This window comes from Harryflintia acetispora (assembly GCA_004340125.1).
GTDB lineage: Bacteria > Bacillota > Clostridia > Oscillospirales > Ruminococcaceae > Harryflintia > Harryflintia acetispora.
Genome location: SLUK01000006.1, coordinates 1 through 16,665 on the forward strand (window position 1 = coordinate 1; position 16,665 = coordinate 16,665).

Annotated in this window: 19 protein-coding genes; 13 read left to right on the top strand and 6 right to left on the bottom strand. The window is 61.6% G+C overall.

Annotated elements, in window-relative coordinates:
* A partial coding sequence (locus EDD78_RS07615; RefSeq protein ID WP_132084542.1) for an Ig-like domain-containing protein occupies positions 1 to 1,676 on the top strand: 1,676 nt, incomplete at its 5' end.
* Positions 1,677 to 1,783: 107 nt separating this feature from the next.
* Here the strand turns inward: EDD78_RS07615 and EDD78_RS07620 are convergent.
* Positions 1,784 to 2,185: a putative ABC transporter permease gene (locus tag EDD78_RS07620; protein WP_242942126.1), complete on the bottom strand. Its 402-nt coding sequence runs from the start codon at positions 2,183 to 2,185 to the stop codon at positions 1,784 to 1,786.
* A 96-nt stretch (positions 2,186 to 2,281) separates the two neighbouring features.
* Positions 2,282 to 2,770, bottom strand: a complete 489-nt coding sequence (locus EDD78_RS07625) for a methylglyoxal synthase (RefSeq protein ID WP_079698723.1) — start codon at positions 2,768 to 2,770, stop codon at positions 2,282 to 2,284.
* 227 nt (positions 2,771 to 2,997) lie between these two features.
* Here EDD78_RS07625 and EDD78_RS07630 point away from each other — a divergent pair, with 227 nt between their 5' ends.
* The 5 genes from EDD78_RS07630 to rpoN all read left to right on the top strand — a co-directional run bounded on the left by EDD78_RS07630 (position 2,998) and on the right by rpoN (position 8,197).
* Positions 2,998 to 3,714: a peptidylprolyl isomerase gene (locus EDD78_RS07630; RefSeq protein WP_159448938.1), complete on the top strand. Its 717-nt coding sequence runs from the start codon at positions 2,998 to 3,000 to the stop codon at positions 3,712 to 3,714.
* A gap of 104 nt (positions 3,715 to 3,818) precedes the next feature.
* Positions 3,819 to 4,568, top strand: coding sequence for a peptidylprolyl isomerase (locus tag EDD78_RS07635; protein ID WP_079698725.1), 750 nt, complete (start codon positions 3,819 to 3,821; stop codon positions 4,566 to 4,568).
* Positions 4,569 to 4,793: 225 nt separating this feature from the next.
* Complete coding sequence (locus tag EDD78_RS07640) at positions 4,794 to 6,278, top strand: DUF1846 domain-containing protein (RefSeq protein WP_079698726.1); 1,485 nt, start codon at positions 4,794 to 4,796, stop codon at positions 6,276 to 6,278.
* A 28-nt stretch (positions 6,279 to 6,306) separates the two neighbouring features.
* On the top strand, positions 6,307 to 6,777 hold the full coding sequence (locus EDD78_RS07645) for a GNAT family N-acetyltransferase (protein WP_132084543.1): 471 nt from the start codon (positions 6,307 to 6,309) through the stop codon (positions 6,775 to 6,777).
* A gap of 61 nt (positions 6,778 to 6,838) precedes the next feature.
* Complete coding sequence (rpoN, locus tag EDD78_RS07650) at positions 6,839 to 8,197, top strand: RNA polymerase factor sigma-54 (RefSeq protein WP_165873151.1); 1,359 nt, start codon at positions 6,839 to 6,841, stop codon at positions 8,195 to 8,197.
* Between the two features lie 56 nt (positions 8,198 to 8,253).
* Here rpoN and EDD78_RS07655 read toward each other — a convergent pair whose 3' ends face one another.
* The gene (locus EDD78_RS07655) at positions 8,254 to 8,778 is read right to left on the bottom strand and encodes a GNAT family N-acetyltransferase (protein WP_132084545.1); all 525 of its coding nucleotides are present in this window, start codon (positions 8,776 to 8,778) and stop codon (positions 8,254 to 8,256) included.
* Positions 8,779 to 8,881: 103 nt separating this feature from the next.
* Positions 8,882 to 9,112, bottom strand: coding sequence for a hypothetical protein (locus tag EDD78_RS07660; protein ID WP_079698730.1), 231 nt, complete (start codon positions 9,110 to 9,112; stop codon positions 8,882 to 8,884).
* Between the two features lie 158 nt (positions 9,113 to 9,270).
* On the opposite strand from EDD78_RS07660, the gene EDD78_RS07665 reads away from it, so the two are divergent.
* The 3 genes from EDD78_RS07665 to EDD78_RS07675 all read left to right on the top strand — a co-directional run bounded on the left by EDD78_RS07665 (position 9,271) and on the right by EDD78_RS07675 (position 10,859).
* On the top strand, positions 9,271 to 9,714 hold the full coding sequence (locus tag EDD78_RS07665) for a GatB/YqeY domain-containing protein (protein WP_079698731.1): 444 nt from the start codon (positions 9,271 to 9,273) through the stop codon (positions 9,712 to 9,714).
* Positions 9,711 to 10,289: a tRNA 5-(aminomethyl)-2-thiouridylate-methyltransferase MnmM gene (gene mnmM / locus EDD78_RS07670; RefSeq protein WP_079698732.1), complete on the top strand. Its 579-nt coding sequence runs from the start codon at positions 9,711 to 9,713 to the stop codon at positions 10,287 to 10,289. Before EDD78_RS07665 ends, mnmM begins: the two co-directional genes overlap by 4 nt.
* Before the next feature lie 402 nt (positions 10,290 to 10,691).
* Entirely contained in the window at positions 10,692 to 10,859 is a 168-nt protein-coding gene (locus EDD78_RS07675; protein ID WP_341455979.1) for an LLM class flavin-dependent oxidoreductase, read from the top strand.
* A gap of 43 nt (positions 10,860 to 10,902) precedes the next feature.
* On the opposite strand, the gene EDD78_RS07680 is transcribed toward EDD78_RS07675, so the two are convergent.
* Both EDD78_RS07680 and EDD78_RS07685 read right to left on the bottom strand, forming a co-directional pair.
* Positions 10,903 to 12,330 carry a spore germination protein gene (locus EDD78_RS07680; RefSeq protein WP_079698734.1) on the bottom strand — a complete coding sequence of 476 codons (1,428 nt, stop codon included), beginning with the start codon at positions 12,328 to 12,330 and terminating at the stop codon, positions 10,903 to 10,905.
* 63 nt (positions 12,331 to 12,393) lie between these two features.
* Positions 12,394 to 12,945, bottom strand: a complete 552-nt coding sequence (locus EDD78_RS07685) for a ferritin-like domain-containing protein (RefSeq protein ID WP_159448940.1) — start codon at positions 12,943 to 12,945, stop codon at positions 12,394 to 12,396.
* A gap of 120 nt (positions 12,946 to 13,065) precedes the next feature.
* Between EDD78_RS07685 and EDD78_RS07690 the strand changes: the two genes are divergently transcribed.
* From EDD78_RS07690 to gcvPA, 4 genes are all read left to right on the top strand, one after another.
* Positions 13,066 to 13,752 carry a Crp/Fnr family transcriptional regulator gene (locus tag EDD78_RS07690; protein ID WP_286170795.1) on the top strand — a complete coding sequence of 229 codons (687 nt, stop codon included), beginning with the start codon at positions 13,066 to 13,068 and terminating at the stop codon, positions 13,750 to 13,752.
* A 60-nt stretch (positions 13,753 to 13,812) separates the two neighbouring features.
* On the top strand, positions 13,813 to 14,175 hold the full coding sequence (locus EDD78_RS07695; RefSeq protein WP_132084548.1) for a hypothetical protein: 363 nt from the start codon (positions 13,813 to 13,815) through the stop codon (positions 14,173 to 14,175).
* Positions 14,176 to 14,451: 276 nt separating this feature from the next.
* Complete coding sequence (locus EDD78_RS07700; protein WP_079698738.1) at positions 14,452 to 15,225, top strand: SDR family NAD(P)-dependent oxidoreductase; 774 nt, start codon at positions 14,452 to 14,454, stop codon at positions 15,223 to 15,225.
* Positions 15,226 to 15,257: 32 nt separating this feature from the next.
* Entirely contained in the window at positions 15,258 to 16,664 is a 1,407-nt protein-coding gene (gene gcvPA / locus EDD78_RS07705; protein ID WP_132084549.1) for an aminomethyl-transferring glycine dehydrogenase subunit GcvPA, read from the top strand.
* The last annotated feature ends 1 nt before the right edge of the window (position 16,665 follow it).

Consider the following 16,665-nt stretch of genomic DNA (forward strand, 5'->3'; position numbering starts at 1 on the left):
CCACCTGCACGGTCAACGTCTCGGCGGTGACGGGGGTGTCGCTGAGCCACACCGCCTATACCCTCTTCACCGGCGGCACGGCGGCCGAGACGCAGTTCACCCTCTCGGCCGCCCTGACGGGCGGGGTATCCAGCGACGAGCTGGAATGGACGAACAGCGATCCCGGCGCCGCCGCGATGACAGTCGCGGCGGACGGGCGCAGCGCCACCATCGACGCCAGCGGCAAGACGGTGGGCAGCACGACGATCACCGCCCACATCAAGGGTGCACCGGACACGGCACAGTACAAGGCGAGCTGCACCGTCACGGTGGTGACCATTGGAAGCGTGAGCGTCAGCCCGAATAGCTATACGATTTACACTCTGGGGGAGCCGAGAACGGTGCAGCTTGCCGCAACCGTTACGCCCAACGCCGCCCCGGTCTGGAGCAGCAGCAACCCGGCCGCCGCGACGGTCAACCAGACCGGGCTGGTGACAGCGGTCGCGCCGGGGAGCACGACCGTCACCGCCACGGTGGGCGGCAAGAGCGGGAGCAGCACCATCACGGTCAAGGACAAGATTCCCGTGACTTCGGTAACGGTCAGCGGTACCAATAGTTTGGTGCGCACCAGCGACAAGACCACCGTGACCTCCCAGCTGTCTGCGACGGTCAATCCCTCGAACGCGACCCTCCCGGCGGTGACCTGGGCGAAGACCGGCGGCAGCGCCAATATCAACATCAGCACCTCCGGGCTGGTGACCGCGACCGCGGCGGGCAGTGCCACCTTCACCGCCACCGCCGACGGCGTGACGAGCACCCCCTACACCGTGACGGTCACCGACCAGGGCCCGACCGGGATTACAATCAGCGCCGCCGCCGCAACGGTCACGGTGGGGAAAACCACTGCACTGAGTGCCACGGTGACCCCGGCAAACGCCTTCAACACCAACGTGGCATGGAAGAGCAGCAATCCCGCCGTCGCCACCGTCAGCCCTGCCAGCACCGCCAGCGGGGCAAACGTCACCATTACCGGCGTGGCGGCGGGAAGCGCCACCATCACCGCCACTGCCGCAGGAAACACCAACTGCAGCGCCTCCTGTACCGTGACAGTGCAGCCGGCTTACCCGAAGGATGACAGTGGAAACAATATCACCTCCTCCAGGCTCGGACAAACGATCACTTGGGCGGGACGCAGCTGGTGGGTCATCGACGCCGGCGGCAGCCAGTACGGCGGCAAAACAAATTCCGTCGTCCTGCTGGCGAACTTTAACTACACAAGCAGCATATTCGGCGGCAACAATACATACAGCGGCAGCACGGTACGTGCGCACTGCAGCAATTTCTATAACGGTTTGACCGCTGCCCAAAGAGGAAAGCTGTCACCGCACAAATATGTGGGAGACTATGCCTGGCTGCCCAGTGCCTATGAAATTTATGGCAGCAGCAAAAATAATGTAGGCTGGGCGGGTGATCTTTATGAAATTCCCAGGCAGTTTAGTTATCTCTCTAAAAATAGTGTAACTTCAGCCAATTATAATCTGGTAAAAAGCATTTATGGCGGAAGTATAAGTTGGCTGCGTTCTCCAAATTCGAAAAACAGCAGTGTGGGAGTCGATGTTGCGGCAGCAGGCACATTGAGTACAGATTATTTGAGTTCATCCGATCAGGTCCGCCCCGCCGTCATCCTCAACCCCTAATAGCAAAAGACGGCCCCGCGAAGGAATCTCCTTCGCGGGGCCGTTGTTCTGGTACTACCCAGAGGGCGCAACGCCAATTCCCGCCTTGAAGGCAAGAGGCGCGTCCTTTATGCTTCTTCGATTTTCAGCCGGCTGTCCAGCAGCTTTGCCACCCCCATGATCGGGGCGGAGAGCATGTACCAAAGGGAGGAATACATCAGGCTGATCTGCCCGAGCAGGTTCATCGGCAGGGTGCGGTAATCCCAAACATTCATCCCCAGCCAAAGGTTGACGATACATCCCGAGCAGAACTCCACCGCCGTAATGACGGCCGCGCCGGCCGCGCACTTTGCAGCAAGGTTTTTCCCCAGCAGTACGGTGCGGTTGAGGTTTTCGATCAGAAAAAAGCACAGTCCGCCGGTCAGATACATGGTCCAATGGGTGTGGCCCCGCCACAGCAGTTCGATCAGGCAGTAACCGGTCCCCCCGAAGGTGAAGACCAATGTTTTTTTCACAATACGGGTCAGCAAAGTTTTTCACGCTCCAAGCATTAGGTTTGCTACCTTATCAGGATGACCCTGAGCGTGAAAAATATGCCTTGCAATATTTAGGAAAACAGCGCGGTTTTATTTGGCGTCGCTGTATTCCTGGGAACGCGAGCGGATGCGCTTGGCGTAGTCAATGATGGTACGCTCATACTGAGCCTCCATCAAAGGGGAGGAGAGCAGGAAGTCCGCCGTGGATTTGTTCGAGGCCACCGGGATGTCGTAGAGCACCGAAATGCGCAGCAGCGCCTTGACGTCCGGATCGTGCGGCTGGGCGGCGAGCGGATCCCAGAAGAAGATCATGAAATCAATTTTGCCCTCCGCGATCCGCGAACCGACCTGCTGGTCGCCTCCCATCGGGCCGCTGTTGAAGGCGGTGACCGGCAGCTGGGTCTCGTGCGCGACGATGGTCGCGGTGGTCCCGGTGCCGCACAGGAAATGGTGGCTGAGCGCTTCGCGGTTCTGCTTGACCCACTCGATGAGGTCGCGCTTGCGGTTGTCGTGCGCGATCAGGGCGATGTGCTTTTGTTTTTCCATTTTGACAAGGGTATAGTCCTTCTCGAATTCCATCGTGTTAGCCTCCTTGGGCGTGCCGACGGCGCCTTTGCCGAAGGCCTTGTCGTATTTTTTCCATTATATCATTTAGCTTTATGTGGCTGCAAGCCTTTCGCGGGGCGGATGTGCGAAAAAATGGCCGATCGGCTATTTTTTAAGAATCATTCACAATTTGTTAATTCAGCTTGCCTGCCGGCAGGGTATAATGGAAGAACATCAGGCTAATGTGGGAGGCGAAAACTATGCGTGCAGTATCGTTGCTGACAGCCTGTTCGGTCATGCTGTCTTTGAGCGGCTGCATGACGCAGGACGAACTTTTGCCCTTCGACGGGTCGCGGGTCACGCTTTTACAGCTCGCCCCGCTGATCGAGGGGGAGGACATCGCGGTGATCAGCACCGATTTCGGGGAGATCCGCATGCGCTTCTTCCCCAGTGAAGCGCCCAACGCGGTGAACAACTTCGTCACCCTGGCGCGGGAGGGCTTTTTCAACGACCGCGCGGTGATCGGGCCGCGGGGGCTGCTCGCGAGCAGCCTGCCGGTGCTGATCTCGGGCAGCAGCGACGATAGCGGGAAGAAAGGGGTCAGCCGGGTCGGCGGCAAGCCCTTCAAGCAGGAAATATCCGCGAACCTGTGGCAGATTACCGGCGCCGTTTCAGTGCTCGACGACACGGACAAGGGGGACAGCCGCTTTTTCATCGCAGGCAGCCGTCCGGTACCCGAGTGGCAGCTCGATGAAATCGAGGCGGCCTGCTATCCACAAAACGTGATCGAGGCCTACCGCACCTACGGCGGGCTGCCGGAATATTCGCTGGAATACTCCGTTTTCGCCCAGGTGGTGCAGGGCCAGGAGGTGGTGGACGGGATGATCGAGAGCCTGCAGACCGGCGGGAAGGGCCTCACCATCAACACGGTGGAGATCATCTCCTACGACCCCGACGGGGATACGGCCGATCCGTGAGAAGTTTGGAAAAGGGAATTTTCAAAATATTGTTTGATTTTTTCTCTTTTTATGATAGAATAAACGGGTACATGGAATAACAAGAACTTTTGAGGTGACAATTCGTGAAAAAAATTCTGATTTTGCTTTGTGCGATTACTGTTTTATCGGCCTCAGTGCTCTCCGGCTGCGGGAAATCCAGGGAGGAAGGCGCCGAAGGCAACTCGTCCGAGACCTCCCAGGAGGGTTCCTCCGAAGGGGAAAACGGCGAAGACGGGAGCCAGGAAGCGACCCTCGTGCAGTTCGAGGAGCCGGGTGAGGACAGCGTGATCGCTACCATCAAGACCAGCATGGGCGAATTCCGGGCGGTGCTCTATCCCGAGTATGCGCCCAAGGCGGTCGAGAACTTCAAGACCCACGCTGAGAACGGCTACTACAATGGGTTGACCTTCCACCGCGTGATCAAGGACTTCATGGTCCAGAGCGGCGATCCGAAGGGTGACGGCACCGGCGGCGAGAGCATCTGGGGCGAGCCGTTCGAGGATGAATTCACCTTCGATCTGTGGAACTTCTACGGCGCGCTTTCGATGGCCAACTCGGGCGAGAACACCAACGGCAGCCAGTTCTTCATCGTGCAGGCCAAGGAGGTCCCCGAGGAGATGCTCGACCAGATGAAAGAGGCCGGCTTCCCCGAGAACGTGATCGAGAAGTACAAGGAGGTCGGCGGGACCCCTTGGCTCGACCACAAGCACACCGTCTTCGGCTATATCTATTCCGGTATGGACACGGTGGATAAGATTGCGAACGTCGAGGTCGACGAGAACGACAAGCCCGTCGAGAGTGTGATCATCGAAGAGATCACCTTCAATAAGTAAATCCGAGCGATCAGCCGCCCGGCGCTTCTGGCGCCGGGCGGCTTTTTTGCGCAAATACCGGCGGCGGACGGAAAAGATGAAAATAGGCGCGCGGCTACTGTTTTTCTTACTTCGCTGCGCTCAGCCATAAAAAAGAGGGCAAATCCGGTTGTAAAAGTTTGAAAAATTTTTTATAATGAAGGAGTATGGTGATTTTGGCAAAATGTGAGGGGAAGGTCTGGTGCTATGAAAGCGGTCGGCTTTGACAACGAAAAATATGTGCGTATGCAGTCCGAACGGATCGAAGAGCGGATCGGTCAATTTGACAACAAGCTCTATCTCGAATTCGGAGGCAAGCTGTTCGATGACTTTCACGCCTCGCGGGTACTGCCGGGCTTTGCGCCGGACAGCAAGGTGAAGATGCTCCTCGAGCTGCGCGACGAGGCCGAGATCGTGATCGTGATCAACGCCTCGGACATCGAAAAGAACAAGGTGCGCGGGGACTTGGGGATCACCTATGATTTGGACGTGCTGCGCCTGATCGACGCGTTTCGGGGGATCGGGCTCTATGTGGGCAGCGTCGTCATCTCCCAGTACGCCTCCCAGCCGGCGGCCGACGCCTTCAAAAAGCGGATGGAGGCACTGGGGGTGCGCACCTATATCCATTACCCCATCCCGGGGTATCCCGCCAACATCCCGCTGATCGTCAGCGACGAGGGCTACGGCAAGAACGAGTATATCGAGACCACCCGTCCGCTGGTGGTGGTGACGGCGCCCGGCCCCGGCAGCGGCAAGATGGCCACCTGCCTCTCCCAGCTCTACCACGAGTATAAGCGGGGGGTCAAGGCGGGGTATGCCAAGTTCGAGACCTTCCCGATCTGGAACCTGCCCTTAAAGCACCCGGTCAACCTCGCGTATGAGGCGGCCACCGCCGACCTCAACGATGTCAATATGATCGACCCCTTCCACCTCGAGGCCTACGGCGAGACCACCGTCAACTACAACCGCGACGTGGAGATCTTCCCGGTGCTCAGCGCCATGTTCGAGAAGATCACCGGGAAGTGTCCCTACAAGTCCCCGACCGACATGGGGGTCAACATGGCCGGGTACTGTGTAACCGACGAGGACGCGGTCTGCGCGGCCTCCCGCCAGGAGATCGTGCGCAGGTACTACCAGGCGCTGTGCGACCAGCGGCAGGGGCGGGTGGACGCCGAAACGGTCTACAAGGTCGAGCTGCTGATGAACAAGGCGGAGGTGACGCCCTCGGACAGGCGGGTGATCGCCGCGGCGCTCGAGCGCGCGCAGAGCACCGGCATGCCGGCGGCCGCCATCGAGCTTTGCGACGGGCGGATCATCACCGGCAAGACGTCCCCCCTGCTCGGGGCGAGCGCGGCGGTGCTCTTAAACGCCCTCAAGGTGCTCGGCGGAATCCAGCACGACATCCACCTGATCTCGCCCATCATCATCGAGCCGATCCAGAACCTGAAGACCAAGCACCTGGGCAACCACAATCCCCGGCTGCACACCGATGAAATCCTGGTCGCGCTCTCGATCTGCGCGGCGACCAACCCGACGGCCGAGCTCGCCATGAAGCAGCTGCACAAGCTGCGCGGGTGCGAGGCGCACTCGTCGGTCATCCTCTCGCATGTGGACGACTCGACCTTCCGCAAGCTGGGGATGAACCTGACCTGCGAGCCGCAGTATCAGACCAAGAAGCTGTATCACAAGTGACGTTTGTCCATAAAAAGGGGGGCTTTCCATGGCGGACATGCTGGTCAAGCTGTATGAATTCGCGCCGGACCTGAACCTTCGCAGGAAGCTCGAGTCGAAGGGCTTCACGGTGCGCCGCGCGCTGCCGCCCGAGCGCAGCACCGTGCTGCGCTGGGTGGCCGAGGAGTTCGGCAAGGAGTGGGCGGACGAGTGCGCCGTGGCCTTTGCGCGCCAGCCCTCGACCTGCTTCATCGCGCTGCAGGAGGACGGGCTCGCGGGCTTCTCCTGCTGCGAGGCCACCTGCAGGGACTTCTTCGGGCCGACCGGAGTGCGTCCCGACCTGCGGCGGCAGGGGCTGGGCAAGGCGCTGCTGGACATCGCGCTGGAGGACTTGAAGGCCCGGGGCTACGCCTACGCCATCATCGGGGACGCGGGCCCGCTCGAGTTCTATGAGCGGTACTGCGGCGCGGTGCCCATCCCGGACAGCGTGCCGGGGATCTATAAGGGAATGCTCCGGTAAAATCAGGAGCCCGGGAGCCTCCCGGGCTCCTTTTAAAAAGCGGACGAAAGGAGGGGGATATATGGCACAACAGGCGCCGGGGCTGGAACAGTCCCTCTCCCAGCGCCAAGCCCTGTCCCAGCGGCAGCTGCAGTACCTGCGGCTGCTGGCGCTGGACAGCGCCGGGCTGCGGGAATATCTCGAAGCGCTCCAGCTGGAAAACCCCGTGCTCCAGCTCGAGCCGCCCGAACCGCCGGAGGAGCTCCCCGATCCTGGGACGGATTACGAAGACCTGCCGGCTGCCGGGAGCGGCGGGCGGGACGACCTGCCCGTCGATTGGCGCGGGGGGAAGGAGGCTCTGGCCGGGCCGGGCAGCCTTTACGACTATCTCAAAAGCCAGTTCGACGTGAGCCTCGGCGGGATCGAGGAGGGGCTGCTCGAGGTGGTGCTCGGCGCGCTGGATCAAAACGGCTATCTCACCTGTGGGACCGGGGAGCTCGGCCGTCTCGCCGGGGTGGACCCTGGGGCGGTGCGGGAGGCGGTGGATTATCTGCGCACCCTCGACCCGGCGGGGGTGGGGGCATATGACCTCGGCGACTGCCTGTGCCTGCAGCTGGAGCGCCGGGGGGAGGACGACGAGTTGACCTGCGCCCTGGCGCACGGGTATCTGTGCGAGCTTGCAAAGGGGCACTTCTCCAAGGCGGCGCGGCAGCTGGACGTGCCGGCCGCCCGGGTGCGGGCGTGCTATGCCAGGCTGCGGAAGCTCGACCCGCACCCCGGCGCCTCGTTCGGGCGGGAAGAGGCGCCGTACATCCTGCCGGATGTCGTGGTCGAACGGGAGGGCGAAAATTTGCGCATCCGGCCCTGCAAAGGGCGCATACCGGCGCTGTCGATTGGCGGCGAGTACCGCGAGCTGCTGCGGCAGGGCGAGGCGAAGGAGTATCTTCGGGAAAAGCTCGCCCAGGCACGCTGGGTGATGGAGGCGATCGAACGCCGGCAGCACACCATCGAGGCGGTTTGCCGGGTGATCCTCTCGCGGCAGCGCCCCTTCTTTGAGGAGCCGTTGGGGGCGTTGCGCCCGCTGACGCTCGGGATGGTCGCAAGCGAGCTTTCGCTCCACCCCTCGACCGTCAGCCGGGCGGTCGCGGGGAAGTATCTGTGCTGCCGGCGCGGGACCTTCCCGCTGAAATATTTCTTCTGCGCGCGGGGGGCCACCCTCAAAGGGACAAACGCCGGGGAGGGCCGGGAGGCGCCCGGCAGCGACGCGCTGCGCCGCCGCCTTGCCGAGCTGGTGAGAGCGGAGGACCCGGGGGAGCCGCTGAGCGACAGCCGGCTTTGCGCACTGCTGCAGGGCGAGGGCTTTTCGGTCGCGCGGCGCACCGTGGCGAAGTACCGCGATCAGCTGGGGATTCCCAGCGCGCAGCAGCGGGCGACGCGATAAAAAGAGCCTTTGGCGGGAAACGCCAAAGGCTCTTTTTGCATTTGAATGCAAAAGGGTTATGGGAGCGCGATCCAATAGCGCTGGGTGGTCCGGCCGCCCGCTTCGACCTCGTTTTCCAGCACCCCGCCGTTTGCGCGGATGGTTCTGGCCGAGGCGGCGTTTTCCTTATCGCAGGTGACGAGCACCCGCCGCATCCCCATTTTGCGGCATTCCTCCAGCGCCAGGGAAAGCATCTGCTTGGCGTATCCCCGGCGGCGCAGGTCAGGGTGCACGCTGTAGCCGATGTGCCCGCCCTGTGCGAGCAGGTAGTCGTTTAGCCGGTGGCGCACGTCGATCACCCCGGCGAGCTGCCCGTCCTCCTCGCGCAGGGCGAGAAAGGTGGTGGCGGGCACCAGCGGGGCGTGCACCGTCTCCTCACGGCAGTTGTCCCGCATCATTTGCAGCCAGCCGCCGTAGCGCTCGAAGCGCTCGAGCCCGGCGCAGCCGTGCAGTACCTCGCCCGCGCAGAGGAAGCGGCGGCGGTAGTCCATCACCGCGGCCTCATGCTCTTCGCCCGGACGCACCAGGATCAGCCTTTCCATCCGGCAGCCCTCCCGAAAGCTTTTTGTAAGTATTCCACTCTCCCGCCCGTCTGTCCGGTACCGGCGTCACCGTTATGGCGGGCGGCCGATACAATCCGCCGTTTTACTTTTTCTTCTGGCCGGGCGCCTCTTTTTCGTGCTCCTCGAGGTAGAGCTTTGCGGCCTCCTCGAGGGTGACCATGGTGCGCCGCGCCTGCCCGAGATAGCGGAAAAGGCGCACGGCCAGCGCGCCGCTCAGTGCGCTCAGCAGCAGGGCCAGCAGCGTTCCCGCTGCCCCCGCCAGCGCCGCGGCCTGCGCGAGCCGTTTGCGGGAAACAAAATGTTTTTCTTCCATCGGTGAAGGACTCCTTTCCGGTGCCATGCTTTTCCTTTATTATATCGCGCTTTCGGCGGCAGGGGAAGGAGGCGGCAAAAATTTTCCCCGCCGCTTAACAATCCGGCCTTGCGGTGGTATGATAAAAACAGAACCGTTACTGCGAAAGGAAGATGGATATGAGTAAGATCGAGCAGATCCGCTCGGATATGATGGCGGCGCTCAAGGCCAAGGACGCCCCGCGCAAGGAGGCGCTCTCGCTGCTGCTTTCAGCGCTCAAAGCCAAGGAGAAGGACAAGCGCGCCCCTCTGAGCGGGGAGGAGGAAAACGCCATTGTCCAGCGCGAGCTCAAGCAGGTCAGGGAGACAATGGAGAGCGCGAAGGGCCGCCGGGACATCGAGGACGAATGTAAGCTGCGCCTGGAGCTTTACGCGGCCTATGCGCCCAAACAGATGGAGGAAAACGAGATCCGCCAGGCGATCAAGCAGGTGCTGGGTGAGCTGGGGCTCCCCCGGCCCACGGCGCACGACAAGGGAAAGGTCATGCGCGCGCTCATGCCAAGGGTCGGCGGCAAAGCGGACGGCGCGCTTGTCAACCGCCTGGTGGGCGAGTACCTGCAATGAGCGGCAGGGAGTATCCGCTCAATACCCTGGGACTGTCGCACCGCTTCCTCGCCGGGCATATCCGGGAGGGGATGTTTTGCATCGACGCCACCGCCGGGCGGGGGAAGGACACCGCCTTTCTCTGCTCGCTGGTGGGGGAGAGCGGGCGGGTGCTGGCCTTCGACATCCAGCCCGAGGCGGTGGAAAGTACGCGCGCCCTGCTGAAGGAAAAGGGATTTTCCGCCCGCGCCCGGGTGCTCCTCGATTCACACGAGCATATGGAGAAATACGCCCAGGCGGGCAGGGTGGATGCGGTTGTTTTCAACTTCGGCTACCTGCCGGGGGGCGACCACTCCATCTATACAAGGCCGCCCTCAAGCATAGCCGCCATCGAAGCGGGGCTGCGCCTGCTGCGTCCCGGCGGGGTAATGAGCCTTTGCATCTATCACGGGGGCGACACCGGCTATGAGGAGCGGGATGCGCTGCTGCAATACCTGCGCACCATCGACAGCAGGGAATATACCGTGCTGCTCGCCCCGTTTTATAACCGGCCGGGCGACCCACCGATTCCGGTGTTTATTTTGAAGGAGACATGAAGAGTGCCCGCAGCAATACTCCGAATACTGGGTCAGCAGAGTATACCAATGTCTTTGAGCAGGCGGATACAGTCCTGAAAGCCCTGCCGGTATAGAAAGGTTCGTTCCCGTTGATTAATGTCTTCAATGGTATCGAAGCATTCTTGTACAAATTCCAGTTCACTTTCGGTCAACATGCACTCGCATTCGAGGGTAATCTCTGACCATTTGTCTTCGACAAAAGGATGTAATGGGTTGCGAAAAAAATGATTTTGCGCCTCTGACTGCAGGAAAGAAAAAAAGCTGCTCTACTGGGAAAGCTGATGAAAATATGTTTTCTATACGGTATAATGAAAATATGAGGTGATTCCAATGGGGCTAAAAGAAGAGATTAAATCCGCCATTGTCCGCTCAGGATGTACCATGAGCGAGGTGGTACGCCGTATCAACGAGCAATATGGCCGGCAGGACAGCGTGGCCAATTTGAGCAATAAGCTCACACGCGGGACCTTAAAATACCGGGAGGCACAAGAGATCGCGGAGGTTATCGGGTACCGGATCGAATGGGTCAGGAAGGACGAGCAAGAGTAAACCTAAGCAAACGGGCTGCCGGAATATCCGGCAGCCCGTTTGTTCAGCTGTTCCTGTGGCTGATCGGCTGGCGCACCAGCAGCGAGAGCAGTGCCTTTGGATGGAAGGGGATCAGCGGATAGAGATAGCCGCGCCCGGTGGCGGTCTTGGTCCCGGCGGCGGTCAGCAGCATGATCAGCACCCCGGCGGCGAAGCCCCAATAGTTAAACAGCGCGGTCAAGATCAGGATCAGCACCCGGTAGAGCTTGAGGGCGTACCCCAGCTCGAAGCTGGGCTGGGTGAAGTTGGCGATGGCCACGAAGGCCATGTAGAGCACCACCTCGGGCACGAACCAACGCGCCTTGACGGCGAAGTCCCCCAGGATCAGAGCCCCCACCACGCTGAACGAGTTGCTCAGCACGCTCGGGGTGTTGAGCGAGGCGAGCTTGAGCCCGTCGATGATGAACTCGATGATCAGCAGCTGGACGATCAGCGGCACGCCGTTTGGCTCCTGCACCTGGATGAACTCCAGCCAGCCGGGGATGAGCTGCGGGTTTTTCACCAGCAGGTACCACACCGGGGTAAGCAGGAGCGTCAGCAGGAAGACCGCGATGCGCACCAGGCGCAGGTAGGTGCCCACCAGGGGCGGGAAGTAGTAGTCGTTGGTGTCCTGTACAAAGTCGAAGAGGGAGGCCGGCAGGATCATCACCGAGGGGGAGTTGTCCACCAGCACCAGTATGCTCCCCTCAAAGACGCTGGCGGTGGCCGCGTCGGGGCGCTCGGTGTAGCGCACCCGCGGGAAGGGGTTGTACCAGCGCGGGCGCACCAGGCATTCCGCCAGGCTCTCCTGGCTCATGGTCAGCGCCCCGATGGTGATATCCCCTATTTTTTTGCGGATGGTGGAGAGAAACTTTTCGTCGGCCGCGCCCTTCATGTAGCAGAGCACCACGTCGGTCTTGGACTTTTGTCCGACGGTGAGGATTTCCATGGTCAGCGCCGGGTCGCGCACCCGGCGGCGGATCAGGGCGGTATTGTGCACCAGGGTCTCGACGAAGCCGTCCCGCGAGCCGCGCAGCACCCGGTCGTCGTCCGGCTCCGCCACACTGCGCGCCGGATAGGTGCGCGCGTCGATCATGATCGCCTGCGCATACCCTTCGATCAGCAGCGCGAGCGTGCCGCTGAGCACCCCGGTGACGATGTCGCCGCACTGATCGCTGAGGTCCGCCTCGACGTAGGTGATGAACCGCTCGCAGTACTGCGAAGCGTCCTCGGCCGGCTCGGTGTCCCCGGGGGACAGGCCCATCAGATATTCGAGGATTTTTTCCATCACCTCGTCCTTGGCAAAGCCGTCGATAAAATAGAGCTTTGCCCGCCTGCTTCCGGTGGTGAACTCCCTTCCCACGATGTCGAAGCTCTCATTTATGCGCAGCAGCCCGTCCAGTGTGCGAAGGTTTCCGGCATAGTCCGGCGTCAAGCGCTCTCCCTGTTTCATGCGCCGCCCCCATTTCCTGTATTTGGGGCTAGTATTCCCGAAAAACGGGGAGAATATGAGCCGTCAGCTGAGCTTGCCCGCCTCGAAGCGCGCCAGGAAGGACTGGAAGAGTGCTAAATGCACCTCCTCGTCCGCCGCGATGCGCGCCAGCACGGCCGAGAGCTCCTCGTCCTTGACAAAGCGCGCCTGGGAGAGATAGAGGTCCCGGGCGTCCCGCTCGCTTCGGATGTCGTTTTGCAGCATGCGGCTCAGCGGCCGGCCGTAAAAAACCATGTTCCCGTTCCAGAAGGTGAAGCGGTTGCCAAGCTGCGTCTGGCAGCGCGGGTCCCCGCCGAGCAGGACGATGAGCTTCCCGAGCATTTCGAGGTGCTCCATCTCCACCTTGGCGATCCGAAGCAGGGTGCCGGCGAACTCGGGATACTGCTCATTTGTGCGCCACTGCTGGTAGAGATATTGATAGATGGCGCTCATCTCCCCCTTGGTGTAGGCGATGTCCTGGGAGAGCAGCTGGGCGTAATAGCGGTTGGGTGCGCCGACCTGGAGCGCGGGATGGGGTCCGGGGGCGCTCACCGGCACCTCGGCCGGCGGGGGAGAGGAGGGGAAACGTATATTCACGATGGCGATACCTCCATAAGAAGTGTATCTATCTATATGCCGCCCGCCGTCCGGCTTAGCACGCAGACGGGCCTTGTAATTGCGCGTGGGTGTGGTAAGATAAGGGGAGAAGGAAAGGAGGTGGTCCCCATACTGGATAAGGAGGACTTCCAGTTTTTACAGGAGGGGCTGCCGTTTTATACGCAGCTGGAGCCGGCGCAGCAGGCACGGCTGCGGCAGGAATGCGCCCGCCTGTCCTACCGGCAGGGCGACAAGCTGCACCGCGGCTCGCAGGACTGCGCGGGGCTTATGCTGGTGCGAAGCGGGCGGCTGCGGGTGTATATCCTCTCCCAGTCCGGGCGGGAGATCACCCTCTACCGGCTGCTCGAGTGGGACATCTGCCTGTTTTCGGCGGCGTGCATCTTCCGGGACATCAACTTCGAGGTCTGGATCGAGGCCGAGCGCGGCAGCGAGGTCATCCTCATCCCGACCGCCCTCTTCGGCGAGCTCTCGCAGCAGAACATCGCGGTGGCGGACACCGTCAACCACCTCATCGCCTCCCGCTTTTCGGATGTGATGTGGGTGATGGAGCAGGTGCTCTTCATGAGCTTTGACAAGCGCCTGGCCCTCTTTTTGCTCGAGCAGCAGGCCATCGAGGGCAGCGGGCAGCTGGAGCTGACCCACGACATGATCGCCAACCATCTGGGCACCGCGCGGGAGGTGGTCACCCGCATGCTCAAGTATTTCCAGAGCGAAGGGATGGTCAGGCTCTCCCGCGGGATGATAGAAATTGTCGACGAGGGGCGGCTGCGCGCCTTGGCGGGATAAAGTAAAAGTAGAAAAAATGATCGTGTGATTGTAAACTTTTGATGAATCCGCCGCGGGAAGTTGAAAAAATTTACCGCAGATGTTATCCTGAAAGAGGAAGGAATGAAAGGCTTCCGCCGCGCGAAGGCGCACGGCGGGTATTTTTTTATTGTTGAGCGTAGCGAAGCAATAAAAATGGACACGGGAAACCCCTTGATAGGGTTTCCCCACGTGCCAACGTTCCACTGGAACGTCGTCACTCCCTTTCCTGATCATTGGGAGGATTTTATAATGCCAACTGCCCCGAAAGGGGGAACACGGGGGAAAACGGCTCGTTTTCCGCCCGTGAGGCGCACCGCCCGCGAAGCGGGCCTGCATTTTTGGTCAGGCGCCAAAAATGCGTGCGCCAAGGCTCCCCTTCCTGATCTTTGGGGGCTACTCTAACCGCGAGTGTCAACAGCCCGAAAAAGGTCGCGGGCTCTGCCCGCACCCGCCCAAGGACTTAGTCCTTGGGAAACCGAATTTTTTAATGGTTGTCAAGCCGGGAACACTCCCGGTTTTCCCTCACCGGCGCGCAAATTTCCGGCTGCAAAAGCCATGGACGGGCGTATGGCCCGGAACAGGCGCTGTGCAGATCTGCGTGCCGCGGCGGGTCCCGTCCCCTTTTTGCGCGAAGCGGGGCGGGGAAAGAATGTAAGGCGCATAGGAAAGGAGCGTAATATGAAAGACGAATTATGCCTGAGCGGCAAGGTAGCGGTGATCACGGGCGGAGCCTCGGGAATCGGGCTCGCCACGGCGCAGCTGCTCGCGCAGCATGGGGCCGCCGTCTGCATGGTGGACCTCAACGAGGGCGCGGGCCAGCGTGAGGCCGAGGCCATCTGCCAGCAGGGCGGCGAGGCCGGGTTCTACCGCTGCGACGTGACCGACCAGGAGCAGGTGAGGGCGACGGTCGCCGGGATCGAGCGCAAGTACGGCAGGATTGATATTTTACATAACAACGCCGGCGTGGTCCGCCGCAAAACGGTGGTGGACCTCGAGGAAAAGGATTGGGACCTGGTGCTCGACGCGACGCTGAAAGGCGCCTACCTGATGTCCAAATACGTGGTGCCCATCATGGCTAAGGGCGGCGGCGGAAGTATTATCAACACCGGCTCGGGCTGGGGGATCAAGGGCGGCGACCAGGCGGTCGCCTACTGCGCGGCCAAGGGCGGGATCGTCAATATGACCCGCGCGATGGCCATCGACCACGGCGCACAGAACATCCGGGTCAATTGCGTCTGCCCGGGCGACACCGACACCCCGCTGCTGCGCGACGAGGGGCGGCAGCTCAAGGTTGAGGAGAACGAATTCCTCAAATCCTCCTCCTACGGGCGGCCGCTGGCGCGGATCGGGGAGCCCCGGGACATCGCCAACGCGGTGCTCTTCTTTGCGAGCGAGCTGTCCACCTGGGTCACCGGCGCGGCGCTGGTGGTGGATGGCGGCGGCATCGCCTAAACGAAGCTTTTTCATGAAAGGAAGCAAGGAATATGGATCATAAATTTTCCCATCACCCCTACATCCCGAACTCGGATGAGGCGATCAAGCGGGAGATGTGCGACTTTGTCGGCATCTCCTCGGTCGAGGAGCTGCACCGCGACGTGCCCGACGAGCTGAGGCTGCACCGGAGCCTCGACATGCCAAAGGCCATCCGCTCGGAGTATGAGCTCTACCGCACCGTGTCCGGCATGCTGCAAAAGAACGAGACCTGCGAGGAGAACATAAACTTCCTCGGCTCGGGCTGCTACCAGCACTACGTTCCGGCCATCTGCGACGAGATCAATTCCCGCGCCGAGATCCTCAGCGCCTATGCCGGCGAGCCCTACGAGGACCACGGGCGCTTCCAGCTCCTGTTCGAGTACCAGTCCTTGATGGCCGAGCTGCTCGACATGGAGGTGGTCAACGTCCCGGCCATCGACGGGGCGCAGGCGGCGGCCACCGCGATCCGGATGGCCGAGCGCGCCACCGGCCGCAAAAAGGCGGTCGTGTGCGAAAACATCCTGCCCGACAAGCTGGCGGTGATCCGCAACTACTGTACCCCGGCGATGGAGATCGTGGTGCTGCCCTTCGAGCGGGAGAGCGGCCAGTTCGATCTTGATAGCCTCAAAAAGCTGCTCGGCGAGGACGTCGCCGCACTGTACTTTGAGACCCCCTCCTTCCTCGGCACGGTGGCGGGGAACGCCCGCGAGGCGGCCGAGCTTTGCCATGCGTGCGGGGCGCTGTGTATCATCGGCACCGACCCGGCCGTGCTGGGCGTGCTCGAGGCGCCGGTCAATCTCGGCGCGGACATCGTCTGCGGCGATGTGCAGCCGCTGGGCATGCACATGAACTACGGCGGCGGCCAGGGCGGCTTCATCGCCACCATGGACGACGAGCGCCTGGTGCGGGAATACCCCTCGCGCCTCTTCGGGATCACCCGCACCGAGGTCGAGGGCGAATACGGCTTCGGCGACGTCTACTATGACCGCACCTCCTTCGCCGACCGCGAGCACGGCAAGGAATACGTCGGCACCCAGGCGGCGCTCTGGGGGATCACGGCGGGGGTCTACCTCTCGCTGATGGGCCCGCAGGGGATGCAGGAGCTGGGTGAGACCATGCTCTACAACGCCCGGTATGCGGCGAAGAAGCTCTCCTGTGTCGGGGGCGTATCGGTCAAGTATCTGGATCAGTGCTTTGTCAGCGAGTTCGTCGTGGACTTCTCGAAAACCGGCAAGAGCGTAGGGGAGATTAACGACCAGCTCCTCTCCCGCCAAATCTTCGGCGGGCGGGACCTCGGGGGGCTCTTCCCGGGGATGGAGGGCTGCGCCCTCTTCTGCGTGACCGAGGTCCATACGAAGGACGACATCGATGCGCTGGCCGGCGCTCTTTGCGAGATCCTTGGCAAGGAGGGAAAATAGT